The organism is Azonexus caeni, assembly GCF_048146105.1.
Taxonomy (GTDB): Bacteria; Pseudomonadota; Gammaproteobacteria; order Burkholderiales; family Rhodocyclaceae; genus Azonexus; species Azonexus aromaticus_B.
In genome coordinates, this window is record NZ_JBKJAD010000023.1 from 16669 (window position 1) to 38887 (window position 22219).

Genomic DNA, 22219 nt, shown 5'->3' on the forward strand with positions numbered 1-22219 from the left:
ATGTCACCGACCCCCAGCTACCCGCGCGACCTTGCCGGCTACGGCCGCCAGCCGCCGCACGCCCAATGGCCGGGCCAGGCCCGCATCGCCGTCCAGTTCGTCCTCAACTACGAGGAAGGCGGCGAGAACTGCGTGCTGCACGGCGACGCCGGCTCCGAGCAGTTCCTCTCCGAAATGTTCAACCCGGCCAGCTACCCGGACCGCCACCTGTCGATGGAGTCGATCTACGAATACGGCTCGCGCACCGGCGTCTGGCGCATCCTCAACGAGTTCGAAAAGCGCGGCCTGCCGCTCACCGTGTTCGGCGTCGGCATGGCCTTGCAGCGCAGCCCGGAAGTCACCGCCGCCTTCGTCGAACTCGGCCACGAGATCGCCTGCCACGGCTGGCGCTGGATTCACTACCAGACGATGGACGAAGCGACCGAGCGCGAACACATGCGCCTGGCGCTGGAAGTCATCGAGCAGATGACCGGCAGCCGCCCGCTCGGCTGGTACACCGGCCGCGATTCGCCGAACACCCGCCGCCTGGTCGCCGACGACGGGCGCCTCCTCTACGACAGCGATTACTACGGCGACGACCTGCCGTTCTGGACCGAAGTCACCAAGACCGACGGCAGCACGGTGCCGCACCTGATCGTGCCGTACACGCTCGACACCAACGACATGCGCTTCTGCCTGCCGCAGGGCTTCAGCCACGGCGACCCGTTCTTCCAGTACCTGAAGGACAGCTTCGACGTGCTCTACGCCGAAGGCGAGGAAGCGCCGAAGATGCTCTCCATCGGCATGCACTGCCGCCTGCTCGGCCGGCCCGGCCGCTTCCTCGCGCTGCAGCGCTTCCTCGATTACATCGAACGGCACGACCGCGTCTGGGTCTGCCGTCGCCTCGACATCGCCCGCCACTGGCAGGCGACCCATCCCTACCGCCAGGACCAAAAATAATGATCCACGCCGCCCCCATCGTTTCCGCCGCCGCCGACCTGCCCGACTGGGCCAAGCGCTCGGTCAACCTCGCCGATACCCGCATCGGCGCCCGCGCGCTGTTCGCCACCGACGAGTTCTTCGCCCCGCTCGAACGCATGCTCAACCCCGAGCCGGCGGTTTTCGTGCCCGGCAAGTACGACGCCAACGGCAAGTGGATGGACGGCTGGGAAACCCGCCGCAAGCGCACCACCGGCTACGATTGGAGCCTGGTCAAGCTCGGCCGGCGCGGCATCCTGCGCGGCTTCGACGTCGATACCAGCCACTTCACCGGCAACTTCGCGCCGGCCGTCTCGATCGACGCCACCGACTGCGAGTCGGACGACCCCGAGGTGCTGGCCAAGGCCCGCTGGACGCGCATCCTGCCCTCCACCACGCTGAGCGGCAACAGCCACCACCTGCTCGCCGTCGACAGCGCCGACACCTGGAGTCACCTGCGCATCAACATGTACCCGGACGGCGGCATCGCCCGCCTGCGCGCCTACGGCCAGCCGGTCGGCGTCTTCGACGCCAGCGAGCCGGACCGCGTCTACGACCTCGTCGCGCTGGAAAACGGCGGCCGCGCGGTGGCCTGGAACGACGCCCACTTCGGCTCGGCAACCAACCTGATCGCCCCCGGCCGCGGCATCAACATGGGCGACGGCTGGGAAACCCGCCGCCGCCGCGAACCGGGCAACGACTGGTGCATCCTGCAACTGGGCGCGCCCGGCATCATCGAGCGCGTCGAAGTCGACACCGCCCACTTCAAGGGCAACTTCCCCGACCGCTGCTCGATCCAGGCGGCGCGCATGGACGGCGGCACCGACCAGTCGGTGATCACCCAGAGCATGTTCTGGCCGGTGCTGCTCGGCGAGCAGAAGCTATCGATGGACGCCATCCACAGCTTCGACGGCCTGGCCGACCTCGGCCCGGTGACGCACGTGCGGCTGAACATCATCCCGGACGGCGGCGTTTCAAGGCTGCGCCTGTGGGGCAAGGTGGCGCGGTGAAGACCCTGCATCCCGAACCACTGACGGCCGCGGCGTTTGCCCCCTTCGGCGAGGTCATCGCGGTCGCCGCCGCGCAACGGCACTTTCCGATCAACGGCGGCAACACCGAGCGCTACCACGACCTCGCCGAACTGGTGCCCGGCCCGGACGGCAAGCTGATCGTCAGCCTCTTCCGCGGCCAGCCGCGCGCCCTGCCCTTCGCCATCGAAATGCTGGAACGCCATCCGCTCGGCTCGCAGGCCTTCATGCCGCTCGGCGACCAGCCCTATCTGATCGTCGTCGCACCGCCCGGCCCGCCGCCCGGCCCGGGCGACCTGCGCGCATTCATCGCCCAACCCGGCGAAGGCGTGAACTACGCGCCCGGCACCTGGCACCATCCGCTGCTGGCGCTGAACGCGGTCAGCGACTTCCTCGTCATCGACCGCAACGGCCCGGGCAACAACTGCGAGGAAACGGCGATCGTGCCGGCGGTGCTGCTGACGCTGCCGGCCGCCAGCGCCTGACGCAGCTGGGAGGCAGCCGGCCGGCGCCGGGGCGTCCCGCTTCAGGCGGCGCGCTTCGCCAGCCAGTGCAGCAGCGTCATGTAGAGGTGATCGGGGTCGATCGGCTTGGCGATGTGGTCGTTCATGCCGGCATTGAGACAGACCTGGCGATCCTCGTCGAAGGCATTGGCGGTCATCGCCAGGATCGGCGTCGCCGCATTCGGGCCGCCGGCGCGGATCGCCCGCGTCGCATCGAGGCCGTTCAGGTTCGGCATCTGCATGTCCATCAGGATCAGGTCGTAGCGTTTCTCGCTGGCCAGCGCCACCGCCTTCTGCCCGTCTTCCGCCAGGTCGACCGTCAGGCCGACGTCGCCGAGCAGGCCGAGCGACACTTCCTGGTTGATCGGCTCGTCCTCCGCCAGCAGCACGCGGACGCCGGCGTAGTCCTGCAGCAGGCGGGCTTCGGCGGAGAGCGCCTCGTCGCTCGGCGCCGCCTCGACCGCCACGTCGCCGGCCTTTTCCAGGCGGACCGTGAACCAGAAGCGGCTGCCCCGGGCAAGCGCGCTTTCGACGCCGATTTCGCCGCCCATCATCTTCACCAGGCGCCGGCTGATCGCCAGCCCGAGGCCGGTGCCGCCGTATTTGCGGGTCATCGAGCTGTCGGTCTGCTCGAAAGCATTGAACAAGCGCTTCTGGTCCTCGGCCGCGATACCGATGCCGGTATCGACGACCTCCCAGAGCAACTGCAGTCCATTGCGATTTTCTTCCAAAACCCGGCAGCGCAGGACGATCGAACCCTGCTGGGTGAACTTGATCGCGTTGGCGGTCAGGTTGATCAGCACCTGACCGAGGCGCACCGGGTCGCCGAGCACATGGCAAGCGGCGAGATCCGGCGCCAGATCGACATCGAGGCGCAGCCCCTTTTCCGTCACCTTGTGGCCGATCAGGCTCAACAGGTTTTCCACCGGCTCGCCGAGGCGGAACCGGGTGCGCTCGAGGATCAAGCGCTCGGCTTCGATCTTCGAGATGTCGAGGATGTCGTTGATGACGTGCAGCAGATGGCGCGACGCCGAGTCGATCTTTTCCAGCTGGTCGCGCAGCCTGGCATCCTCGGCGTGGCGCAGGGCGATTGCCGTCATGCCCATGATGGCGTTCATCGGCGTGCGCAGCTCGTGGCTCATGTTGGCGAGGAAGGTGCTCTTGGCCCGGCTTGCCGCCTCGGCGATGTCCCTGGCCACTTCGAGTTCGGCGGTGCGCGCCTTGACCAGCGATTCCAGGTGATGGCGGTGGGCGTCGAGCTCGGCTTCCGCCCGCTTGCGCTCGCTGATGTCGACGTGCGTGCCGACCAGGCGCAGCGGCTTGCCGTCGGCGTCGCGCTGGAGAAAGGCGCGGGAACGGATGTCCACCCAATCGCCGGCCTTGTGGCGCATGCGGAATTCGATGTCGAAGACCCGCGCCCGGCCGCTCAGCACGTCGTCGATCAGGCGCATCGTGCGTTCCCGGCCCTCGTCGTCGGTCAGCCTTTCCCAGGTGGCGAATTCATCCGCCAGTTCGTGCTCGCCGTAGCCCAGCATCGACTTCCAGCGCGGCGAGAAATAGACCTCGTTGCTGACCAGATCCCAGTCCCAGATGCCGTCGTTGGCGCCCTGCAGGGCCAGCGCCATGCGTTCCTCGCTGCGCGCCAGCGCTGCGCGCGAGGCCCGGAGTTCGTCGAGGATCTCCCGCACCCGGGCGATCATCGAGTTGGTGCCGCGCTGCAGTTCGCCCAGTTCGTCCTCGCTGGTGACTGGAATGCGCTCGTCGAGCGCCCCCTCCTCGACGCGCTTGAGGACGGCCAGCGTCGCGCTGACCCGGCGGCCGATGAAACGCTGGGCGACGACGATCAACACGGCCGAACTGAGGACGATGAAGAACAGCGAACCGATCACGCCGAGCAGGATGATCGACTGCTTGCGCGCCGATAGCGCCTCGGTACTGACGGCGATGATCGCCGTGTACAGCGGCGCGCTGGCGGACTCCCCGCGCAGGCGCTGGACGCTGGTCAGGCGGTCGCCGGCGGCGATCCATTGTTCGTCCGGCGCTTCGGCGGCCAGCCAGCGCGGGTCGATCCCCGGCAGCGATGCGGCGGCCAGGCCGAGCAAGGCGCTGTCGGTGGCCACGATGACGCGGCCGTTGCCGCCGACGGCCAGGCCTTCGAGATAGGGGGCGCCAACCAGGTCGGCGATCAGACTTTCCTGCGACAACGAGCTGATCGGCAGGCTCTCGCTCGCCAGCATGCGGCCGACGTTGCGCAGACCGGCGATCATCCTCTCGTCGAGGGCGCTGCTGAAACGGCTGACGTAGAACCCGCCGAGAACACCGAAGACAACGATTTCAACGAGCACTACCAGCAAGGCGATGCGGCCGATCAGGCCAAATTTCCCGGTCATGGTTCAGGGCGAATAGCGCGGTGTTTCGGTCAGGGATTCCAGCCGGGTGTTTTTTTCCGGCGCATGCTGCGCCTGTTCCGGGCTGACGCGGCCGACGATCTCGATGCCGCGCTCGGGGCGCGCCGGATCGGGCTTCCAGCGCGCGATGTAGATGGTCTGCTGCAGGTGATGGCTGACCGGGTCCATGTAGGCGGCGTCGTGCTGCATGCGCGAGCGCGGCTCGGCCCGGTATTGCTCCAGTTGCGCGATGATGGCGTGGTTGTCGGTGGTGCCGGCCCTGGCGATGGCTTCGAGCAGGGCGCGGGTGGCCAGATAGGCGGCGTGCGTGACGTCGCCCGGCCAGTCGAGCCGGGTATGACCGTAGCGCTGGCGGTAGCGCTCGACGAAAGCCTGGCTGCCCGGCGTATCGAGATTCCAGGCCCAGGTCGTGCCGAACAGCGGACGCGGCGTCCCCGGCGCCGGGTAGAGCTCTTCCCAGTCCACTTCGCCGACGATCCAGAACTGCCGTTCGAGCACTCTGGGGTCGATCCGGGAAAACAGCTTGATCTGGTTGTCGCCGCTGATCACCACGGTGACCACATCGGCCGGAATCGCCGCCACCTGGTTCAGCACTTCGGTCGGATCGCTCAGGTTTTCCGGGGCCAGCACCTCGCCGACCAGCTGCCCGCCGTATTCGGCGATATAGGGGCGCATCGCCTCGGCATTGCTGTGACCGGCCGCGTTATCCTCGATCAGTTGCAGGACGCGTTTCGATTTGCGGTCCTTGAGCGCGTACTTGAGCAGCGCCCGGTTGAAATTGGCGCCGCTGGCATCGAACACGAACTTGCTGCGGTGGGCGTTTTCCAGGGATTCGGAAGGCGCCGAGGAATTGGTGTTGATGAAGATCACGCCGTATTTCTGCGCCACCGCCGACATGCTTGCCGCGACGTTGGAGGCGATGGCGCCGACCATGAAGCCGACCTTGTTGCGGGTGATCAGCGTCTCCGCCACCTCGGCGGACTTTTTGGCGTCCATCGTCGGATTGCTCGAAATCAGGACGATTTCCCGACCCAGCACGCCGCCCTGCCGGTTGAAATCCTCGATCGCCATCTCGGCGCCGCGCCGGTCCGCTTCGGCATGCAGGGCAAAGCGGCCGGTGGTCGGCGCAACGTGGGCGATCAGGATCGGCGGTAACGGCCCGGCTGCGGCGGGGGCGCTCAGGAACAGCGCCAACGCCAGAATGCCAAATGGCTTTTTTATCCGCATTTGCGATTCGCTCCCTGATTCCAGCTTGTTTTCCCCAATCATACTCCGCTATCTCGCCACGGAGCGACCGGCCGGACCGATGGAAAACTGCGCTGGAAGAGCAGGAACGGCCGGCGGCCAGCCGTCCGGAGGCTGCCGCAAGCGGGGAAGACGGCCAATCGCCATGCCTTTGGCATCACTCCTTCCAGGCGCGCCAGGCATCGTTCGATGGCCGGCGCGGCGCAGCTACCTGACCGGCAGATCCCCGGCCGAGCGCTCAGGGCATCCAGAAGCGGGCGTCGGCGCTGCCGCTGACCGCCGGTTCGGCGCCGTCGTCGACGACGAAGACGATGCGGTGGGCGCCGGCCGCCAGGCTGCCCGGTTCGGCGCGGACGACGACGGTGGCGGCGCCGGTTTCGCCGCCCGGCACCTGCAGCGCGGTATCGCCGGCGACGGCCAGCGGCGCCTCGCCGCTGACGGCGATGCGCAGCCGGCGGGCGTCGTCGCCGGTGTTGAGGATTTGCAGCCGGTAGATGTTTTCGATGGCGCCGTCGTCGGCCTCGCGGGCCAGCGTGTTGCGGTCCTTCTCGACGTTGATGCGCAACGGCGGCCGGTGCGCCAGCGACCAGGCCATGGCCAGCGTCAGCCCAACCAGCAGCGTCGCGTAGATCAGCACGCGCGGGCGCAGCGCCCGGCGCAGCACGCTGGCCGGCGTGAGACGCTGGGCAATGGCGTTCTCCGTCGAATAGCGGATCAGTCCACGCGGGTAGTTCATCTTGTCCATCACCTGGTCGCAGGCGTCGATGCAAGCGGCGCAGCCGATGCATTCGTTCTGCAGGCCGTCGCGGATGTCGATGCCGGTCGGGCAGACCTGCACGCAGATGCCGCAATCGACGCAGTCGCCCAGCCCGAGCACCTTGGGATCGGCCCCCTTGGGGCGGGCGCCGCGGGCGTCGCCGCGCTGGCTGTCGTAAGCGATGATCAGCGTGTCCGGGTCGAGCATGACGAACTGGAAGCGGGCATACGGACAGATCTGCCGGCACATCTGTTCGCGCAGGAAACCGGCGTTGCCGTAGGTGGCGAAGGCGTAGAAGACGACCCAGAAGCTCGCCCACGGCCCGGCGGAAAAGCTTGCCAGCTGGCCGACCAGCTCGCGGATCGGCACGAAGTAGCCGACGAAGGTGATGCCGGTCCACAACGCGAACAGCCCCCAGGCCAGGTGCTTGCCGCCCTTGATCGCCAGCTTGCGGGCGCTCCACGGCTGGGCGTCGAGCTTGATGCGGCGGGCGCGGTCGCCCTCGATCAGTTTCTCCAGCCAGAGGAAGATTTCCGTGTACACCGTCTGCGGGCAACTGTAGCCGCACCACAGGCGGCCGGCGACGGCGGTGAACAGGAACAGCGCCAGCGCGCCGACGATCATCAGGATCACCAGGTAGATCGTGTCCTGCGGCCACAGCACCAGGCCAAAGAGGTGGAACTTGCGGGCGTCGAGATCGAACAGCACCGCCTGCCGGCCGTCCCAGGGCAGCCAGCAGGTGCCGTAGAAAACCGCCTGCGTCAGCCAGACGAAGAACCAGCGCCAGCGGGTGAACGGCCCGTCCACCGAACGCGGGTACACCTTGGCCTCGGGATCGCCGGCGGGACGGATGTCGATGATTTTTCTCGGGGTGGGGTGGGCCATTTCTGCGCTGCCTGAAAACTCCCCGCCAGACGAGGAAATCATAAGTGGAATAATAAATTCCGCTTTATGGTAGCGACTCACCTCCTTATAATCAACATTCCAAATTCCCCTTATGGAACCGGCATGCGACTCAGCACCTTTTCCGACTACAGCCTGCGCGTCCTGCTCTACCTGGGCGAGCGCCCGAGCGGACTGATCAGCATCGGCGAAATCGCCGCCTGGCACGAGATTTCGGAAAGCCACCTGATGAAGGTCGTCCTCCACCTCGGCCGCTGCGGCTATGTGCAGACGGTGCGCGGCAAGGGCGGCGGCCTGCGCCTGGCGCACCCGCCGGCCGCAATCGGCCTGGGCGAGGTGCTGCGCCAGACCGAAACCGACTTCGCGATGGCCGACTGTTTCGGCACCACCTACCCCTGCCGCATCGACGGCATCTGCCGAATCAAGGGCGTGCTGCACGAAGCCCTGCAGGCGATGTTCCTGGTCCTCGACAGCTACACGCTTGCCGACCTGCTGGCCGACCCTGACACCCTGCCCCTTGCCACACCAGCCCGCGAGGACGCCCGCCATGCGTGAATTCTCGCCGCCGGTCGGCGAGGAACTCGCCATCGACGCCGACCACGAACCGGAGTTGTCGGATGCCGACATCCTCGACGCCATGCAGCAACTGCCCGGCTACATCGACATCGGCACCGAAGACTTCCGGCTGATCTACCACCTCGCCTGGCGCCACGCCGTCGAACGCCTGCGCCGCCGGCAGGCGGGCCGGGACGACGCCGCGTGAGCCCGCCGGAAAACCGGCTGCGCGCCTACTTCCGCAAGTGGCGCGGCAGCACCGCCGGCAGCCCGCCGCGCGTCAACAACAGCGAAATCCTCTGGTCCTGGCTCGGCGCCTTCGCCGGTATCGGCCTGCTCGCCTGGCTCGGCCAGTACAGCTTCAGCGCCTACAGCCTGCACCTGCTGATCGGCTCCTTCGGCGCCTCCGCCGTCCTCCTCTTCGGCGCCCCGCGCAGCCCACTCGCCCAGCCGCGCAACCTGCTCGGCGGCCACGCCCTCTCCGCCGCCGTCGGCGTCGTCTGCTGGCAACTGCTGCACGGCCAGCCGGTGCTCGCCCAGGCCCTCGCCGTCGCCAGCGCCATCGCCCTGATGCACCTCACCCGCTGCCTGCACCCTCCCGGCGGCGCCACCGCCTTGATCGCCACTCTGGGCAGCACCGAGATCGAACGCCTCGGCTACTGGTACATCCTCTGGCCCGCCACCACCGGCCCCCTGCTCCTTCTGGGCGTCGCCCTGGTCGTCAACAACCTGCCGGCCTCGCGGCGCTATCCGCTGGTGTGGTGGTAGGGGAAGCAAAGCCGTCGGCAAGTCGGCAAACTGGCGCCCGCTAGCAGCCTGTCGGATTGAGCCGACCGGGCCGATGAAACTGAGGCTCGAAGTCGATCCCCGCCAGCAGATCGACAATCCTCTGCCCAGCACCGATCAAGCGCTGATACTCGTCGATACTCAGCAGCACATGCGCCAGCCGACCGCGGTCGGTCACTAATTCCCCTCCTGCTGTTGAATGCGCCGACCACCAACAAGCTGCCAGCATTGCGGCGCTATCCGCCGGCGGTGGTTGGCAGGAATCGGCCAAAACTGACGCTCGCTGTCAGGGTAAGCAATGGCTGCATTACACAGCATTCCAGAGAGGCTCGAACTTCAGGTACGGGCAGCATTGCTCAATCGATTCCCCCCGCTTGGCACGCCGGTTACCGGGGCCATGCCATAATTCCGTTGGAGTAAAGGGAACTTATCCCTCGAATGGTTTGTGCAACAAGGCCTTTTTTGCCCTCGCTCCACCTTGTTACGCCCAGCCTTTTCTCTTTTCCGCATAACCCGCTCAGGAGAATTCCATGCTCTCTCCCTTTCCCAAACCCTGGCGCACCGGACAGCACTGCCGTTATCTTGCCTTGCTGGCGGGTTTGCTGTATGCCATAGGCGCACACACCGAGTCAGCACACCCGCTGCCTGCGGCCAGCCTCACTGACGTTTCCGGCCTCCAGGTCGGCAGCTACACCCTGCCCAGCGGCACTACCGGCTGCACCGTCATCCTGGTTGCTGGAGAAGGCGCCCCCGGCGGCGTGGCACAGCGCGGTGGCGCCCCCGGCACACGCGAGACCGACGCCCTCCACCCACTCAACCTGGTGGATAAGGTCAACGCAATCGTGCTCTCCGGCGGTAGCGCCTTCGGGCTGGATAGCGCCAGTGGCACGGTGCGCTGGCTGAAGGAACAAAAACGCGGCTGGGATGTAGGCATCGCACGCGTGCCTATCGTCCCGGCAGCGGTCCTGTTCGACCTGCCGGTGGGCGACAACGCCCGCATCCAGCCCGATGTCGAATGCGGCTACAAGGCTGCCCAAACGGCCAGCACTGCGCCGGTGCAGCAAGGCAGCGTCGGTGCCGGCGCCGGTGCCACAGTGGGCAAACTCGGTCAGCCCATGCGTGGCGGCCTGGGCAGCTTCGCCTACCGGATGCCCAACGGCCTGGTGGTCGCAGCGCTGGTCGCCACTAACGCGCTGGGCGACATCGTCGACCCGGACAGCGGCCGCCTGCTGGCCGGCGCACGCGACGCAGAAGGAAAGTTGCAGGACGCGCGCCAGCTGCTGCGCGATGGCCGCCTGTTTGCTCAAACCATGCCGCGCATGGGAGAGAACACCACCATAGGCGTGGTCGCCACCAACGCCAGACTCAACAAGGTCGAGGTCAACCGCCTCGCCCTGATGGCCGACGACGGCTACGGTCGTGCCATTTATCCGGTACACACCATGTATGACGGCGACACCGTGTTCGCACTGGCAACCGGGCACTGGGAGGGCAAGGCGGACATGAGTTTGATTGGCGCCCTGGCCGCCGACGCCATGGCTCAAGCCCTCAAGCAGGCAGTCCTGCAAGCCAGTTCGCTGCCCGGAATCCCGGCTGTCAAGGATCTGCTGCCTGAGCGCAAACCCTGATAACCATCACAAGCTGCCCGATCAACCACACAAACCCGGGTCTGTGCCGCTCAGCCCGTGTTGGATGGGTACGTCAGGCGCCTCAGCCCTTTTTAGCGTGGGGATTATAGCTGCTGTCAAACCGGATGCATCATTCGGCGGAGATCAAGGATTTCCTGCCGCCAGCCAATTTCGACCCTGGTTGGCGATGACTAGCGGCTTAGCACTAGGTTGCCGCTTTACACCTAACACCAACTTATGGGCCAATGGCCGTTATGGCGGCCCCCAGCCATTCCCCAAAAAAACAAAGCCCCCGACCAAGGCCGGGGGCTTTTGCTTTTCCGCCGGCAGAAACCGGCGTGATCGTCTTCCCGCTTACTTCGGAATCGCGCCTTCGACGCCTTCGACGTAGAAGTTCATCTGCTTCAGTTCCGGGTCGGTAAAGGTCTTGCCGGCGGCGAGGACGAGCTTGCCGGTCTGATCCTTGAGCGGGCCGCTGAACGGATGGAGGGTGCCGGCCTTGAGGGCGTCGCGGCGTTCTTCGGCAAGCTTCTTGACGGCGGCGGGGACGGCCGGGCCGAAGTTGTCGATGTTGACTGCGCCTTCCTTGACGCCCCACCAGATGTCGCCGCTCTTCCAGGTGCCGGCGGCGACGTCGTCGAGGGTCTTCTTGTAGATCACGCCCCAGTTCAGGATCGACGCGGCGAGTTGCGCCTTGCCGCCGAACTTGCTCATGTCGGAATCCCAGCCGAAGGCGAGGACGCCCTTTTCCTGGGCGGTCTGGACGACGGCCGGGGAATCGGTGTTCTGCATCAGCACGTCGCAGCCCTGGGCGATCAGCGCCAGCGCGGCTTCGCGTTCCTTGCCCGGGTCGAACCAGCTATTGACCCAGATGGCGCGGGTGGTGATCGCCGGGTTGACGCTGCGCGCGCCGAGGGTGAAGGCGTTGATGTTGCGGATGACTTCCGGGATGGGGATCGAGGCGACGACGCCGAGCTTGTTGCCCTTGCTCATCTTGCCGGCGACGACGCCGAGCATGTAGGCGCCCTCGTAGGTGCGCACGTCGTAGACGCCGAGGTTCTTGCCGGTCTTGTAGCCGGTGGCGTGCATGAAGACGGTGTTGGGGAAGGCCTTGGCGACCTTGACCATCTGGTTCATGTAACCGAAGGAAGTGGCGAAGACGACCTTGTGGCCCTTCTGCGCCATGTCGCGGAAGACGCGTTCGGCGTCGGCGGTTTCCGGCACGTTTTCGACGAAGGTGGTCTTCACCTTGCCGCCGGACTGCGCTTCGACCTGCTTGCGGCCGACGTCGTGGGCGTAGGTCCAGCCGTGGTCGCCGGTCGGGCCGATGTAGACGAAACCGGCCTTGAGCGGCTCGGCGGCCGACGCGCCGGTGATGCAGGTCAGCGCCAGCAGGCCTGCGGCGGCAAGGGTCTTGAAACTTTTGGGAAGCATGTGCTTATCTCCTGTGCGGGGTCTGTTGGATCGCCTTCACTCTAGCAACGCGCGCCGCGGCAACCTATCCTGCCAACGTTATGAACAGTATGGCTCGCCGCTGTCATCACTGGCCGGTCCGACGCCGGATAATGCCAGACAAAATCGATCGGGAGTTTCCCCATGCACCGGATCAGGGTGATCAACTTTCCGAAGTAGGCGGCATTGGCGGCTTGCCCGCTGCCAGCGACGCGCTGGCAGCCGCCATGGCGGCCTGTACCTGCGCCTGCGCCTGGGCGACCGCCTCAGCCTGCGCCTGGATGGCTTGTTGCATCGCCTGCTGCACAGCCGAAACATTGGCTTGCAGCGCACTCTCGGCTTGCGCGACCGCCTGTGCGGCGGACTGGGAGTCGGTGAGGTGAGCGGTAGCAGCGACGGCGGCCTGGGCAGCAGCAGCGGCACCCGCCACGGCGGCGTCGATCTGGGCTTGTGCGATCATCATGGCTGCGCCCGTCGTGTCGACAGCGGTGGCGCCAGGCGCTTCGTCGGGCGTCGGGGGCGGCTCCGGGTGAGACAGGGAGGGACGGGATGGGGTGGGCTTGACCATGGGAACTACTCCGCTATCGACATGCGAGGGGAACTGGCCAAGCCTGAGGCCGCATCAAGCGCCACCGATGAGCCAAACTTGTGCAACGACAGCAGCCGTTCCGCGCTGACGTGCAGCACCGCCTGTTGAGTTTCGTTCTGCAGTGTGAAGGTGAGACTGGCGCCGTCTTGCCCCAGGCGGCTTAGCTGCAAACGGTTGCCGGCCAGGAAGGCTTGTGCCGTTCTGAGGTAGAGGTCAAACATGCGGCGCGCATCCATGCCGCTTTCGTCGCGGAAGGTGGTTTGCGTGACCATCTGCAGCACAGCCTGCGACAGGCGTGAAAAGCCCAGTATGTGCCCCCGGGCCAGCCAGTTGCGCAGGCACTGCTCGACCTCGACAGGCGACGGCAGGTGGTCCGGCAGTTGCGGGCACTCCATCGCGCCGAATGCCAATGGCAGCAAGGTCTGCACAGCCTGACTGCAAAGCTGGCTGCGCGCTGCCGCCGTGCCGCCCAGCGCGTTCATTTTCCTGGTGTGAGCCAGGTACACCTGGTAGTAATCGCAGAACTCGGGCACGGTGCGGGCCTGCTGCACGCCGAAGACCGCTGCCTCCTGGCGCAGTTGCGCCGGGTTGTCGCCGTCCTGCCCCATGGCTGCTGCGGCCAGCGTGTGCAAGGCCACGCGGTCGTTGAAATCCAGCGCCTGGAACACGGGCGCATCGGCCACCCCAAGGTCTTGCAGAAACCCGCTGGCACTGTGCAGTTGCTGCGCGTTCAGCAGGTGGTGTTCAGCCATGATGCGGTCCGTCTGTTGCACCACGGCGATGCTGGTGTCGCCGGCTTCGGCCCGGACGAGTGTGCGCAGATTGGCGCTACCCAGCGACATGAGCTTGACCGGGCTGACCCACAGGCCCAGCCCTGGTAGCAAAACCATGGGCGACGCGTGCAGTCGCTGCTGAACCTCGGCCAGCAGCGTGGTTTCATCGGCCACTTCGTAGCAGACCATGGGGTTGGGTATGGCCCAGGCGAGGCACTGCGAGCCTCCGTCGATGCAGGTCAAGGTCTGGCGCGCCAGCTCAGACAGTTGTTCGCTCTTCTGGATCAGCTTGCCAGCAACGATGACAGTCATGACGTAAGTTCCTTCACCGATCTGTGAGGCGCATGGCGACACCCACTGGGTCAGCCCGCCGGGCATCCCTTGAGCATAGAGACAGCTATGGCAGCGATCTTGCCGAGGGACAGGAAATATCAACGCGACATAAGAAAGTAGCGGGAGTATCTTCTCCCCTGAGCTTTCCTGTCAATCGCCGGTTTCGCCCCCTCTCCCGCCCGCTTGCCAGCGCTGACGAGGCGGTCTAGCATACACACAGTGACGTACATACACGAGTTGCATGATGCCGACCCTGACCACCCGCGTCTTCAACAACGGCAACAGCCAGGCGGTGCGCATTCCGGCCGAGTTCCGTCTCGATGCCGAGCGAGTCAGCATCTCCCGCGACGAGGCCGGCGACCTGATCATTCACCCGCTGCCGACGCCACGCGGTACGGCGCTGTTGCAGGCCCTGCGGGCATTGGGCGAGGTTGACGAAGCGTTTGTCCAGGCGCTGGAAAGCGGCCAGGCATCGCCCTTGCCGGCGCCGGAGCGCGAAACGCTGTGATCTACCTGCTCGATACCCATATCCTGATCTACCTGATCAAGAAGCAGCCGCCGGACATCGCGCGACGCATCGATGCCCTGCCCGAAGAAGACAGCCTGGGCATGTCCTTCGTCACCTGGGCGGAACTGCTCAAGGGTGCCGAGCGCAGTACCCGCAAGAGCGATGTCCTGCGCCGGCTGGAAGCGCTGGCCCGCCAGGTGCCCGTGCGTTACCCCGGCGGCCCGGCCATCTGCCGCCACTATGCCGAACAGGCGACCCGCCTCAAGGACAATGGCACGCCCATCGGCGCCAACGATTTGTGGATTGCCTGTCACGCGCTGGCCGAGAACGCGACCCTGGTCACGCATGACACGCGCGAGTTCGTCCGTGTGAGCGGCCTGAAAATCGAAGACTGGGCGGCGTAGACCGTAATGCCGCTCGATTACGCCAGCCTCACTGCCCTACGCACCTACCACCCGGCCTGGCGCCTGCTGCGCTCCGACCACGCGGCACTGGTGGCGAGCTTTCTGCACCGCGTGTTCGTGGCTCCCAACCAGCGCGTCATGGCCGCCGCCGACCTGGCCGAACTGCTGGAAGACGAGTTGTATGCCCTGCGCCTGCAACTGGGCGACGCCGCCTTTCCCAAAGCGGCCATCGACTACCTGAACGACTGGGCGGCGCCCGACAAGGGCTGGTTGCGCAAGTTCTACAAGAGCGGCACCGACGAAGCCCAGTTCGACCTGACGCCGGCCACCGAAAAAGCCCTCGCCTGGCTGGCGCAACTGGCCGAAAGGCAGTTCGTCGGCACCGAATCGCGCCTGCTGACGCTGTTCGATCTGCTCAAGCAGATGCGCGAAGGCAGCGAAACCGACCCCGCCGCGCGCATCGCCGAACTGCAGCGCAAACGCAACGAGATCGACGCCGAGATCGCCCGCGTCGTCGCCGGCGACCTGCCGATGCTCGATGACACGGCGCTGCGCGAGCGTTTCCAGCAGTTCATCCAGGGCGCGCGCGAACTGCTCGGCGATTTCCGCGAGGTCGAACACAATTTCCGCCAGCTCGACCGCCGCGTCCGCGAGCGCATCGCCCTGTGGGAAGGCGGCAAGGGCGCCCTGCTCGAAGAAATCATGGGCGAACGCGACGCCATCGCCGATTCCGACCAGGGCAAAAGCTTCCGCGCCTTCTGGGATTTCCTGCTGTCGAACCGCCGCCAGGAAGAACTCGGCGATTTGCTCGAACAGGTGCTGGCCCTGCCGGCGGTCGCCGCGCTGCACCCCGACGCCCGCACCCGCCGCGTCCATTACGACTGGCTGGAAGCCGGCGAACACACCCAGCGCACCGTGGCTTCGCTGTCGCAGCAATTGCGCCGCTTCCTCGACGATCAGGCCTGGCTGGAAAACCGCCGCATCATGGACATCCTGCATGGCATCGAAAGCAAGGCACTGGCGCTGCGCGCGCACTGGGGCGATGGCTGGCCACCGGCCGGCCCCGTGATGGAAATCGCCGAAGCCCGCGCCGACATCGATCTGGCGATGGAGCGTCCGCTATTCACTCCCGCCGTGAAGCCGCTCCTGAGCAGCATCGCCCTGCAAGCCGGGGACGAAGACATCGACCCTGCGGCCCTCTTCGACCAGGTACTGGTCGACCCGGCGCAACTCGTCCGCCACATCCGCCACGCCCTGCAGGACAAGACCCAGACCACCCTGAGCGAACTGGTCGCCAGCCGACCGCTGACGCACGGCCTGGCCGAACTGGTGACCTACCTGCATCTGGGCAGCGACACCTTCAACGCCGTCGTCGACGAAGACCACCCGGAAGTCATCCACTGGCAGGCCCGGACCGAAACCGGGCAATCAATCACCCGCTCGGCCCGGTTGCCACGGGTGATTTTCCTGGCCGCACAGAAAACAGAAAGTCATGCACAAACACATCGACAAGAGAGTTTTTGAAACGATCTGCCCGATCGCTTACTATCCAGGCTGAAATCGACGAGATAACGATCATGGCAAGTCACAAGAAAATCGATCGGAAGACTGAAGAAGCGGTTCGCCGCTTCCTGCAGTTGATCGCCGGTCGATACGAGATGACAGGCGCAATCATCTACGGCAGCCGGGCTCGAGGCACACACCGCCCGGACAGCGATGCCGACGTCGCCGTACTCCTGAAAGGCGAGCACCAGCGCATTTTGCCAACCACGCTGGCCATGGCGAATTTCGCCTACGACGTCCTGCTTGAGACAGGCATCAATATCTCGCCACTGCCCGTCTGGCAGGACGAGTGGGAACACCCGGAGAACGCGGCGAATCCCTCGCTGTTGCGTAACATCGCCAGGGAAGGTATCCGGATTTGAAAAGTGACGCCCGCGTAATCGTCGAACAAGCCGAGCAGTTCATCAACGCAGTGCGTAACGAACCGACGCTTGGCCCCCTGCTGGCTCCCCATGACGAGTCCGGCACCTGAACCCCGGCACAAGCTGATGGAAGCCTCTCCTGCCGAAACCCCGGCCCCCGACCTCTCGGCCCTGCTGATCGCATTGCTCAAGGGCGTGCTCTACCGCGCCGACGACGAAAAGCAATGGGCGGGGCTGTTGCACCTGCAGGCGCGGGTGCGCGACTACGTGACGGCGCTCAACCTGGAGCTGGTTCTCGACGAGGCCGAAGGACACGCTTTCCTGAAGAGCCGCCCGGACCCGGAAGACGAGGCGACGCCGCGCCTGCCGCGACTGGTCGCACGGCGTCCGCTATCCTTCCCGGTCAGCCTGCTGCTGGCGCTGTTGCGCAAGAAGCTGGCCGAGTTCGACGCGGGCGGCGGCGACACCCGCCTGGTCCTGAGCCGCGACGAGATGGTCGAACTGGTGCGGGTTTTTCTACCGGACGGCCCCAACGAAGCACGCCTGATCGATCAGATGGAGACGACGATCAACAAGGTGGTCGAACTCGGTTTTCTGCACAAACTCAAGGCGACGGGCGGCAAGAGCGTGCCGGCCGGCTACGAAGTGCGGCGCATCCTGAAGGCTTTTGTCGACGCGCAATGGCTGGCCGAGTTCGATGCCCGGCTGGCTGCCTACCAGACGGCTTTTGCCGGCGCGAAGAACAAGCAGGAAGGCGCGAGCGATGACTGATCCGCAAAGCCTGGCCCTCGATTTCGCGACCGACGACAGCTTGTCCGGCTTTCGCCTGAACCGGCTGGAGGTGTACAACTGGGGCACTTTCGACAGCCGCGTCTGGTCGCTGCAGCTCGACGGCCGCAACGGCCTGCTCACCGGCGACATCGGCTCCGGCAAATCGACCCTGGTCGACGCCGTCACCACCCTGCTGGTGCCAGCCAACCGGGTTGCCTACAACAAGGCGGCGGGGGCCGACAGCAAGGAGCGCAGCCTACGTTCCTACGTGCTGGGCCATTACAAGTCGGAGCGCAACGAAACCACCGGCGTCGCCCGGCCGGTCAGTCTGCGCGACCACAACAGCTATTCGGTGATCCTCGGCGTCTTCCATAACGCCGGTTACGACCAGACCATCAGCCTGGCCCAGGTCTTCTGGATGAAGGATGCGCAGGGCCAGCCGGCCCGCTTCTTCCTCGGCGCCGAGAAAGCCCTGTCGATCGCCGCCGACTTTGCCGACTTCGGCAGCGACATCACCCAGTTGCGCAAGAAGCTGCGCGGCCTGGGCGCCGACATCCACGACAGCTTCCCGCCCTACGCCGCCTGGTTCCGTCGCCGCTTCGGCATCGACAACGAGCAGGCGCTGGAACTCTTCCACCAGACGGTATCGATGAAATCGGTCGGCAACCTGACCGACTTCGTGCGTCAGCACATGCTCGAACCTTTCGACGTGGCGCCGCGCATCCAGGCCCTGATCGGCCATTTCGACGACCTCAACCGGGCGCACCAGGCGGTACTCAAGGCGCAGCAACAGGTGGACCTGCTGACGCCGCTGGTTGCCGATTGCCACCGCCACGCCACCCTGAGCGAAGCGGTCGTGCAATGGCGCCGGTGCCGCGACGACCTGCGCCCCTACTTTGCCGGCCTCAAGCTCGACCTGCTCGACAAGCGTCTGGAAAACATAAACGAAGACTGGCGCCGGGCCGACCAGCAGGTGCGCCGCCTCGACGAACAGCGGGAAACCCAGACGCAGCAGATCGGCGAACTGCAGCAGGCGATCCGCGACAATGGCGGCGACCGCCTGGAACGGCTCGCCGCCGAAATCCGCCAGCAGGAGCAGGTGCGCGACCAGCGCCACGCCAAGGCCGTGCGTTACGGCGAATTGTGCACCGTGCTCGGCGAACCGGCGGCCAGCGAAGCAGCCGCTTTCGCCAGCCAGCGGGCGCACTTCGGCAACTGGCGGGAGGAACTGCAGCAGCGCGATGCCGACGCCGAAAACGCCCTCACCGAACACGGCGTCAGTTTGCGTCAGGGCCAGCAGGAACATGCCCAGTTGAGCAGCGAAATCGATAGTCTGAAGCGTCGGCGCAGCAACATCGACGACCACCAGGTCCAGATTCGCAACGCCCTGTGCACGGCGCTCGACCTCGACCCGGACGACATGCCCTTTGCCGGCGAACTGATCCAGATGCGCGATGACGAACGCGACTGGGAAGGCGCGGCGGAACGCCTGCTGCGCGGCTTCGGCCTGTCCTTGCTGGTGCCCGACAGCCACTACAAGGCGGTCGCCGACTGGGTGGACCGCAACCATCTGCGCGCTCGCCTGGTCTATTTCCACGTTCGTCCGCGCAAAGGCGCGGCAAACCCCGAACTGCACCGCGACTCGCTGGTGCGCAAGCTCTCGGTCAAGCCCGACTCGCCTTACTACGACTGGCTGGAGCGCGAACTCGCACAGCGTTTCGATGTTGCCTGCTGCGCCACTCAGGAGCAATTCCGCCGCGAAACCCGGGCCATTACCCAGGCCGGACAGATCAAGGACCCGAGCGGCCGGCACGAGAAGGACGACCGCCACCGTATCGACGACCGCAGCCGCTACGTGCTCGGCTGGAGCAACCAGGCCAAGATCGCGGCGCTGGAGGAGAAACGCCGGCAACTGGAAAGCCGGCTCGGCGATCTCGGCGTCCTGACCGGCAAGCTGATCGCCGAACGCCAGGGCCTGCGCGCCCGGCTCGATGCCCTGGTCGCCCTGCACGAATTCGCGCTGTTCGACGAAATCGACTGGGCCAGCGTCAGCCGGCGGATCGCCGTGCTGGGCGAAGAACATCGCAGCCTGGCTGCGGCCTCCGACATCCTCAAGGAACTCGACCAGCGCTTGCAGGCACTGCAGCAGGCTGCCCGGGAGAGCGAAACGAGCCGCCATGAAGCGCGCGACAAACGCTCGAAGATCGAGCAGAAACGTACCGACACGCTGGTATTGCAGCAGGAGGCGCAGGCCGTGCTGGAAACTGCCGCAGCCGACCCGGCACGCGCTGCCCTGCTGGAAGAACTGCGCCCGGAAGCGCTCGGTGAACACCAGTTGAGTGTCGAGTCCTGCGACAACCGCGAGCGCGAAATGCGCGACTGGCTGCAGAAGAAGATCGACAACGAAGACGACAAGATCCGGCGGCTGGCGGAAAAAATCATCAAGGCGATGTCCGCCTTCAAGGAATCGTTCAAGCTCGAAACCGCAGAGATCGACGCCAGCCTGGACGCTGCCTTCGAATACGAGAAACTGCTCGGCGAATTGCAGCGCAACGATCTGCCGCGCTTCCGCGAAAAATTCAAGGAACTGCTCAACGTCAACACCATCAACGAGATCGCCAACTTCAACGCGCAACTGGCCCGCGAGCGGGAAACGATCAAGGAGAAGATCGCCCACATCAACCAGTCGCTGGGCGAGATCGACTACAACCCCGGCCGCTACATCGTGCTCGAATCGCAGCCCAGCCCGGACGCCGAAGTCCGCGATTTCCAGCAGGAACTGCGCGCCTGCACCGAAGGCGCGGTCAGCGGTTCCGACGACGCCCAGTATTCGGAAGCCAAGTTCATCCAGGTCAAGGGCATCATCGACCGCTTTCGCGGCCGCGACGGCCTCTCCGAAGCGGACCGGCGGTGGACGGCCAAGGTCAGCGACGTGCGCAACTGGTTCCTGTTCGCCGCCAGCGAACGCTGGCGCGAAGACGACAGCGAACACGAGCACTATTCCGATTCCGGCGGCAAATCCGGCGGGCAGAAGGAAAAGCTCGCCTACACCATCCTCGCCGCCAGCCTGGCCTACCAGTTCGGTCTGGAATGGGGCGCGGTGCGCTCGCGCTCCTTCCGCTTCGTCGTCATCGACGAGGCCTTCGGTCGCGGCTCGGACGAATCGGCGCAATACGGCCTGCGCCTGTTCAAGCAGCTCAACCTGCAACTGCTGATCGTCACCCCCTTGCAGAAGATCCACATCATCGAACCCTACGTCGCCAGCGTCGGCTTCGTCCATAACGAAGGTGGCCGGGCGTCGAAGCTGCGCAACCTGAGCATCGAGGAATACCGCGCGCAGAAAGCCGCAACGCCGGAATTCGCCGCATGAACTGGAGCACGCCCGCCGACCTCAGGACGCAACTGGCCCGCCTGTGGGAGCGCGGCGAACTGCTGCGCGACACGCTGAGCGGCACGCCGCGCTTTCCCCTGCGCCTGATGCTGAAAACCCCAAGCTCCAGCGACCTCCGCGAACGCTTCGAGGCCGTGCGCCAATGGACGGCCACCCTGGCCAAGGCACCGCTGCGCATCGAATGGCAGGAAGTCCGCCACCGCGTCCAGGGCAAGCAGCGCTTACCGGCGGCGGCCTGGATCGACACGCCGGAAGCCGCCATCGCCTGGCTGGGCAAGCAGGACGACTGGGCGCAATTCGCGCGCCTGACCGAGCGCACCCGGCAAGCCTGCCCGGCCCTGCTGCCCTGGCTGGAGAAACGCCCGCTCCAGGCGCTGACGCTGGCCGAGGCCTGGCCACGCCTGCTCGCCGTCGTCGCCTGGCGGCAAGCCCATCCCCAGCCCGGCATCTACCTGCGCCAGGTCGACCTGGCCGGCATTCACAGCAAATTCATCGAGGCCCACCGGGCGGTGCTGGCCGAACTCTTCGACCTCGCCCTGCCTGCGGAACAGATCGATGCCAGCCGCAGCGGCAGCGGCCAGTTCGCCGCCCGCTACGGCTTCCGCGACAAGCCGCTGCGCATCCGCTGGCGCCTCCTCGACCCCGACATCGCGACCCTGCCGGGGCTGCGCGCCCCGGACATCAGCCTCGACGCCGACAGTTTCAGCCGCCTGACGCTGCCGGTTCGCAGCGTCATCATCACCGAAAACGAAACCAACTTCCTTGCCCTGCCCGAGCTACCCGGCGCACTCGCCATCTTCGGCGCCGGCTACGGCTGGGAAGCGCTGGCCCGGGCCAGGTGGCTGGCCAACTGCACCCTCCTCTACTGGGGCGACATCGACACCCACGGCTTTGCCATCCTCGACCAGTTGCGCGCTCATTTCCCGGACGTCGATTCCTTCCTGATGGACCGAGCAACGCTCGACGCCCACGCCGCTTTCCAGGGCAGTGAAGACAAACCGCTGAAGATCGACCTGCACCGCCTGACGCCGGCGGAACAGACGCTCTACGACGACTTGCGGGACAATCGCATCGGCGACAGCCTGCGTCTGGAGCAGGAGCATCTCGGCTACGCCTGGGTGCTGGCGCATCTGCGCCAACGTCTGGGCCTTGGCCCCGGCTGTGCGGAACAATCTGCCGACTGAGATTGCTCGCCCGGTAGCCGGCAAGCGAACCATAAGCCAGGGCGCATAGTCCTTATCCATGGCGGGCGCTGCCCGGCGCGTTTGCCCTGTGCTAATTTCGCTCCATGCCATCAACGAAT

At 65.9% G+C, this 22219-nt stretch carries 21 protein-coding genes; 15 read left to right on the forward strand and 6 right to left on the reverse strand.

The window, feature by feature from the left end; all coding sequences use genetic code 11:
* The 3 genes from puuE to ACLIIZ_RS17565 are packed head-to-tail and all read left to right on the forward strand — an operon-like array spanning position 1 to position 2470.
* Complete coding sequence (puuE, locus tag ACLIIZ_RS17555; protein WP_416694191.1) at positions 1–939, forward strand: allantoinase PuuE; 939 nt, start codon at positions 1–3, stop codon at positions 937–939.
* A complete protein-coding gene (gene alc / locus ACLIIZ_RS17560) occupies positions 939–1967 on the forward strand; it encodes an allantoicase (RefSeq protein ID WP_416694193.1) in 1029 nt (342 codons plus the stop codon). The genes puuE and alc overlap by 1 nt, the downstream gene beginning before the upstream one ends.
* Positions 1964–2470 (forward strand): ureidoglycolate lyase, encoded by a 507-nt coding sequence (locus ACLIIZ_RS17565; RefSeq protein ID WP_416694195.1) that lies wholly within the window; start codon positions 1964–1966, stop codon positions 2468–2470. The genes alc and ACLIIZ_RS17565 overlap by 4 nt, the downstream gene beginning before the upstream one ends.
* 41 nt (positions 2471–2511) lie before the next feature.
* Here ACLIIZ_RS17565 and ACLIIZ_RS17570 read toward each other — a convergent pair whose 3' ends face one another.
* The 3 genes from ACLIIZ_RS17570 to ccoG form a co-directional block, all read right to left on the reverse strand.
* Entirely contained in the window at positions 2512–4878 is a 2367-nt protein-coding gene (locus ACLIIZ_RS17570; protein ID WP_416694197.1) for a hybrid sensor histidine kinase/response regulator, read from the reverse strand.
* Positions 4879–4881: 3 nt separating this feature from the next.
* Positions 4882–6090 carry an ABC transporter substrate-binding protein gene (locus ACLIIZ_RS17575; protein ID WP_416694199.1) on the reverse strand — a complete coding sequence of 403 codons (1209 nt, stop codon included), beginning with the start codon at positions 6088–6090 and terminating at the stop codon, positions 4882–4884.
* A 289-nt stretch (positions 6091–6379) separates the two neighbouring features.
* Positions 6380–7783: a cytochrome c oxidase accessory protein CcoG gene (gene ccoG / locus ACLIIZ_RS17580; protein WP_416694201.1), complete on the reverse strand. Its 1404-nt coding sequence runs from the start codon at positions 7781–7783 to the stop codon at positions 6380–6382.
* 123 nt (positions 7784–7906) lie between these two features.
* Here ccoG and ACLIIZ_RS17585 point away from each other — a divergent pair, with 123 nt between their 5' ends.
* The 5 genes from ACLIIZ_RS17585 (at position 7907) to ACLIIZ_RS17605 (ending at position 10770) form a co-directional block, all read left to right on the forward strand.
* Positions 7907–8356, forward strand: coding sequence for an RrF2 family transcriptional regulator (locus ACLIIZ_RS17585; protein ID WP_416694203.1), 450 nt, complete (start codon positions 7907–7909; stop codon positions 8354–8356).
* Complete coding sequence (locus ACLIIZ_RS17590; RefSeq protein ID WP_416694205.1) at positions 8349–8564, forward strand: hypothetical protein; 216 nt, start codon at positions 8349–8351, stop codon at positions 8562–8564. Before ACLIIZ_RS17585 ends, ACLIIZ_RS17590 begins: the two co-directional genes overlap by 8 nt.
* A complete protein-coding gene (locus tag ACLIIZ_RS17595) occupies positions 8561–9124 on the forward strand; it encodes an HPP family protein (protein WP_416694207.1) in 564 nt (187 codons plus the stop codon). The genes ACLIIZ_RS17590 and ACLIIZ_RS17595 overlap by 4 nt, the downstream gene beginning before the upstream one ends.
* Positions 9125–9197: 73 nt before the next feature.
* Positions 9198–9323 (forward strand): hypothetical protein, encoded by a 126-nt coding sequence (locus ACLIIZ_RS17600; protein WP_416694210.1) that lies wholly within the window; start codon positions 9198–9200, stop codon positions 9321–9323.
* 349 nt (positions 9324–9672) lie between these two features.
* On the forward strand, positions 9673–10770 hold the full coding sequence (locus ACLIIZ_RS17605) for a P1 family peptidase (RefSeq protein ID WP_416694212.1): 1098 nt from the start codon (positions 9673–9675) through the stop codon (positions 10768–10770).
* Between the two features lie 354 nt (positions 10771–11124).
* Here the strand turns inward: ACLIIZ_RS17605 and ACLIIZ_RS17610 are convergent, their stop codons facing one another.
* The 3 genes from ACLIIZ_RS17610 to ACLIIZ_RS17620 all read right to left on the reverse strand — a co-directional run bounded on the left by ACLIIZ_RS17610 (position 11125) and on the right by ACLIIZ_RS17620 (position 13896).
* Complete coding sequence (locus ACLIIZ_RS17610) at positions 11125–12204, reverse strand: BMP family ABC transporter substrate-binding protein (protein WP_416694214.1); 1080 nt, start codon at positions 12202–12204, stop codon at positions 11125–11127.
* 181 nt (positions 12205–12385) lie between these two features.
* Positions 12386–12685 carry a hypothetical protein gene (locus ACLIIZ_RS17615; protein WP_416694216.1) on the reverse strand — a complete coding sequence of 100 codons (300 nt, stop codon included), beginning with the start codon at positions 12683–12685 and terminating at the stop codon, positions 12386–12388.
* Positions 12686–12795: 110 nt separating this feature from the next.
* Positions 12796–13896 carry a hypothetical protein gene (locus tag ACLIIZ_RS17620; RefSeq protein WP_416694218.1) on the reverse strand — a complete coding sequence of 367 codons (1101 nt, stop codon included), beginning with the start codon at positions 13894–13896 and terminating at the stop codon, positions 12796–12798.
* A gap of 265 nt (positions 13897–14161) precedes the next feature.
* Here ACLIIZ_RS17620 and ACLIIZ_RS17625 point away from each other — a divergent pair, with 265 nt between their 5' ends.
* From ACLIIZ_RS17625 to ACLIIZ_RS17655, 7 genes are all read left to right on the forward strand, one after another.
* Complete coding sequence (locus ACLIIZ_RS17625; protein ID WP_416694220.1) at positions 14162–14425, forward strand: antitoxin; 264 nt, start codon at positions 14162–14164, stop codon at positions 14423–14425.
* Positions 14422–14829, forward strand: a complete 408-nt coding sequence (locus ACLIIZ_RS17630) for a type II toxin-antitoxin system VapC family toxin (RefSeq protein ID WP_416694222.1) — start codon at positions 14422–14424, stop codon at positions 14827–14829. The genes ACLIIZ_RS17625 and ACLIIZ_RS17630 overlap by 4 nt, the downstream gene beginning before the upstream one ends.
* Before the next feature lie 6 nt (positions 14830–14835).
* Positions 14836–16353, forward strand: a complete 1518-nt coding sequence (locus tag ACLIIZ_RS17635; RefSeq protein ID WP_416694224.1) for a DUF3375 domain-containing protein — start codon at positions 14836–14838, stop codon at positions 16351–16353.
* Positions 16354–16406: 53 nt separating this feature from the next.
* Entirely contained in the window at positions 16407–16754 is a 348-nt protein-coding gene (locus ACLIIZ_RS17640) for a nucleotidyltransferase domain-containing protein (RefSeq protein ID WP_416694226.1), read from the forward strand.
* Between the two features lie 126 nt (positions 16755–16880).
* Positions 16881–17525 carry a DUF4194 domain-containing protein gene (locus ACLIIZ_RS17645; RefSeq protein WP_416694228.1) on the forward strand — a complete coding sequence of 215 codons (645 nt, stop codon included), beginning with the start codon at positions 16881–16883 and terminating at the stop codon, positions 17523–17525.
* Positions 17518–20895 (forward strand): ATP-binding protein, encoded by a 3378-nt coding sequence (locus ACLIIZ_RS17650; protein WP_416694230.1) that lies wholly within the window; start codon positions 17518–17520, stop codon positions 20893–20895. Before ACLIIZ_RS17645 ends, ACLIIZ_RS17650 begins: the two co-directional genes overlap by 8 nt.
* Positions 20892–22100, forward strand: coding sequence for a DUF3322 domain-containing protein (locus ACLIIZ_RS17655; RefSeq protein WP_416694232.1), 1209 nt, complete (start codon positions 20892–20894; stop codon positions 22098–22100). The genes ACLIIZ_RS17650 and ACLIIZ_RS17655 overlap by 4 nt, the downstream gene beginning before the upstream one ends.
* The last annotated feature ends 119 nt before the right edge of the window (positions 22101–22219 follow it).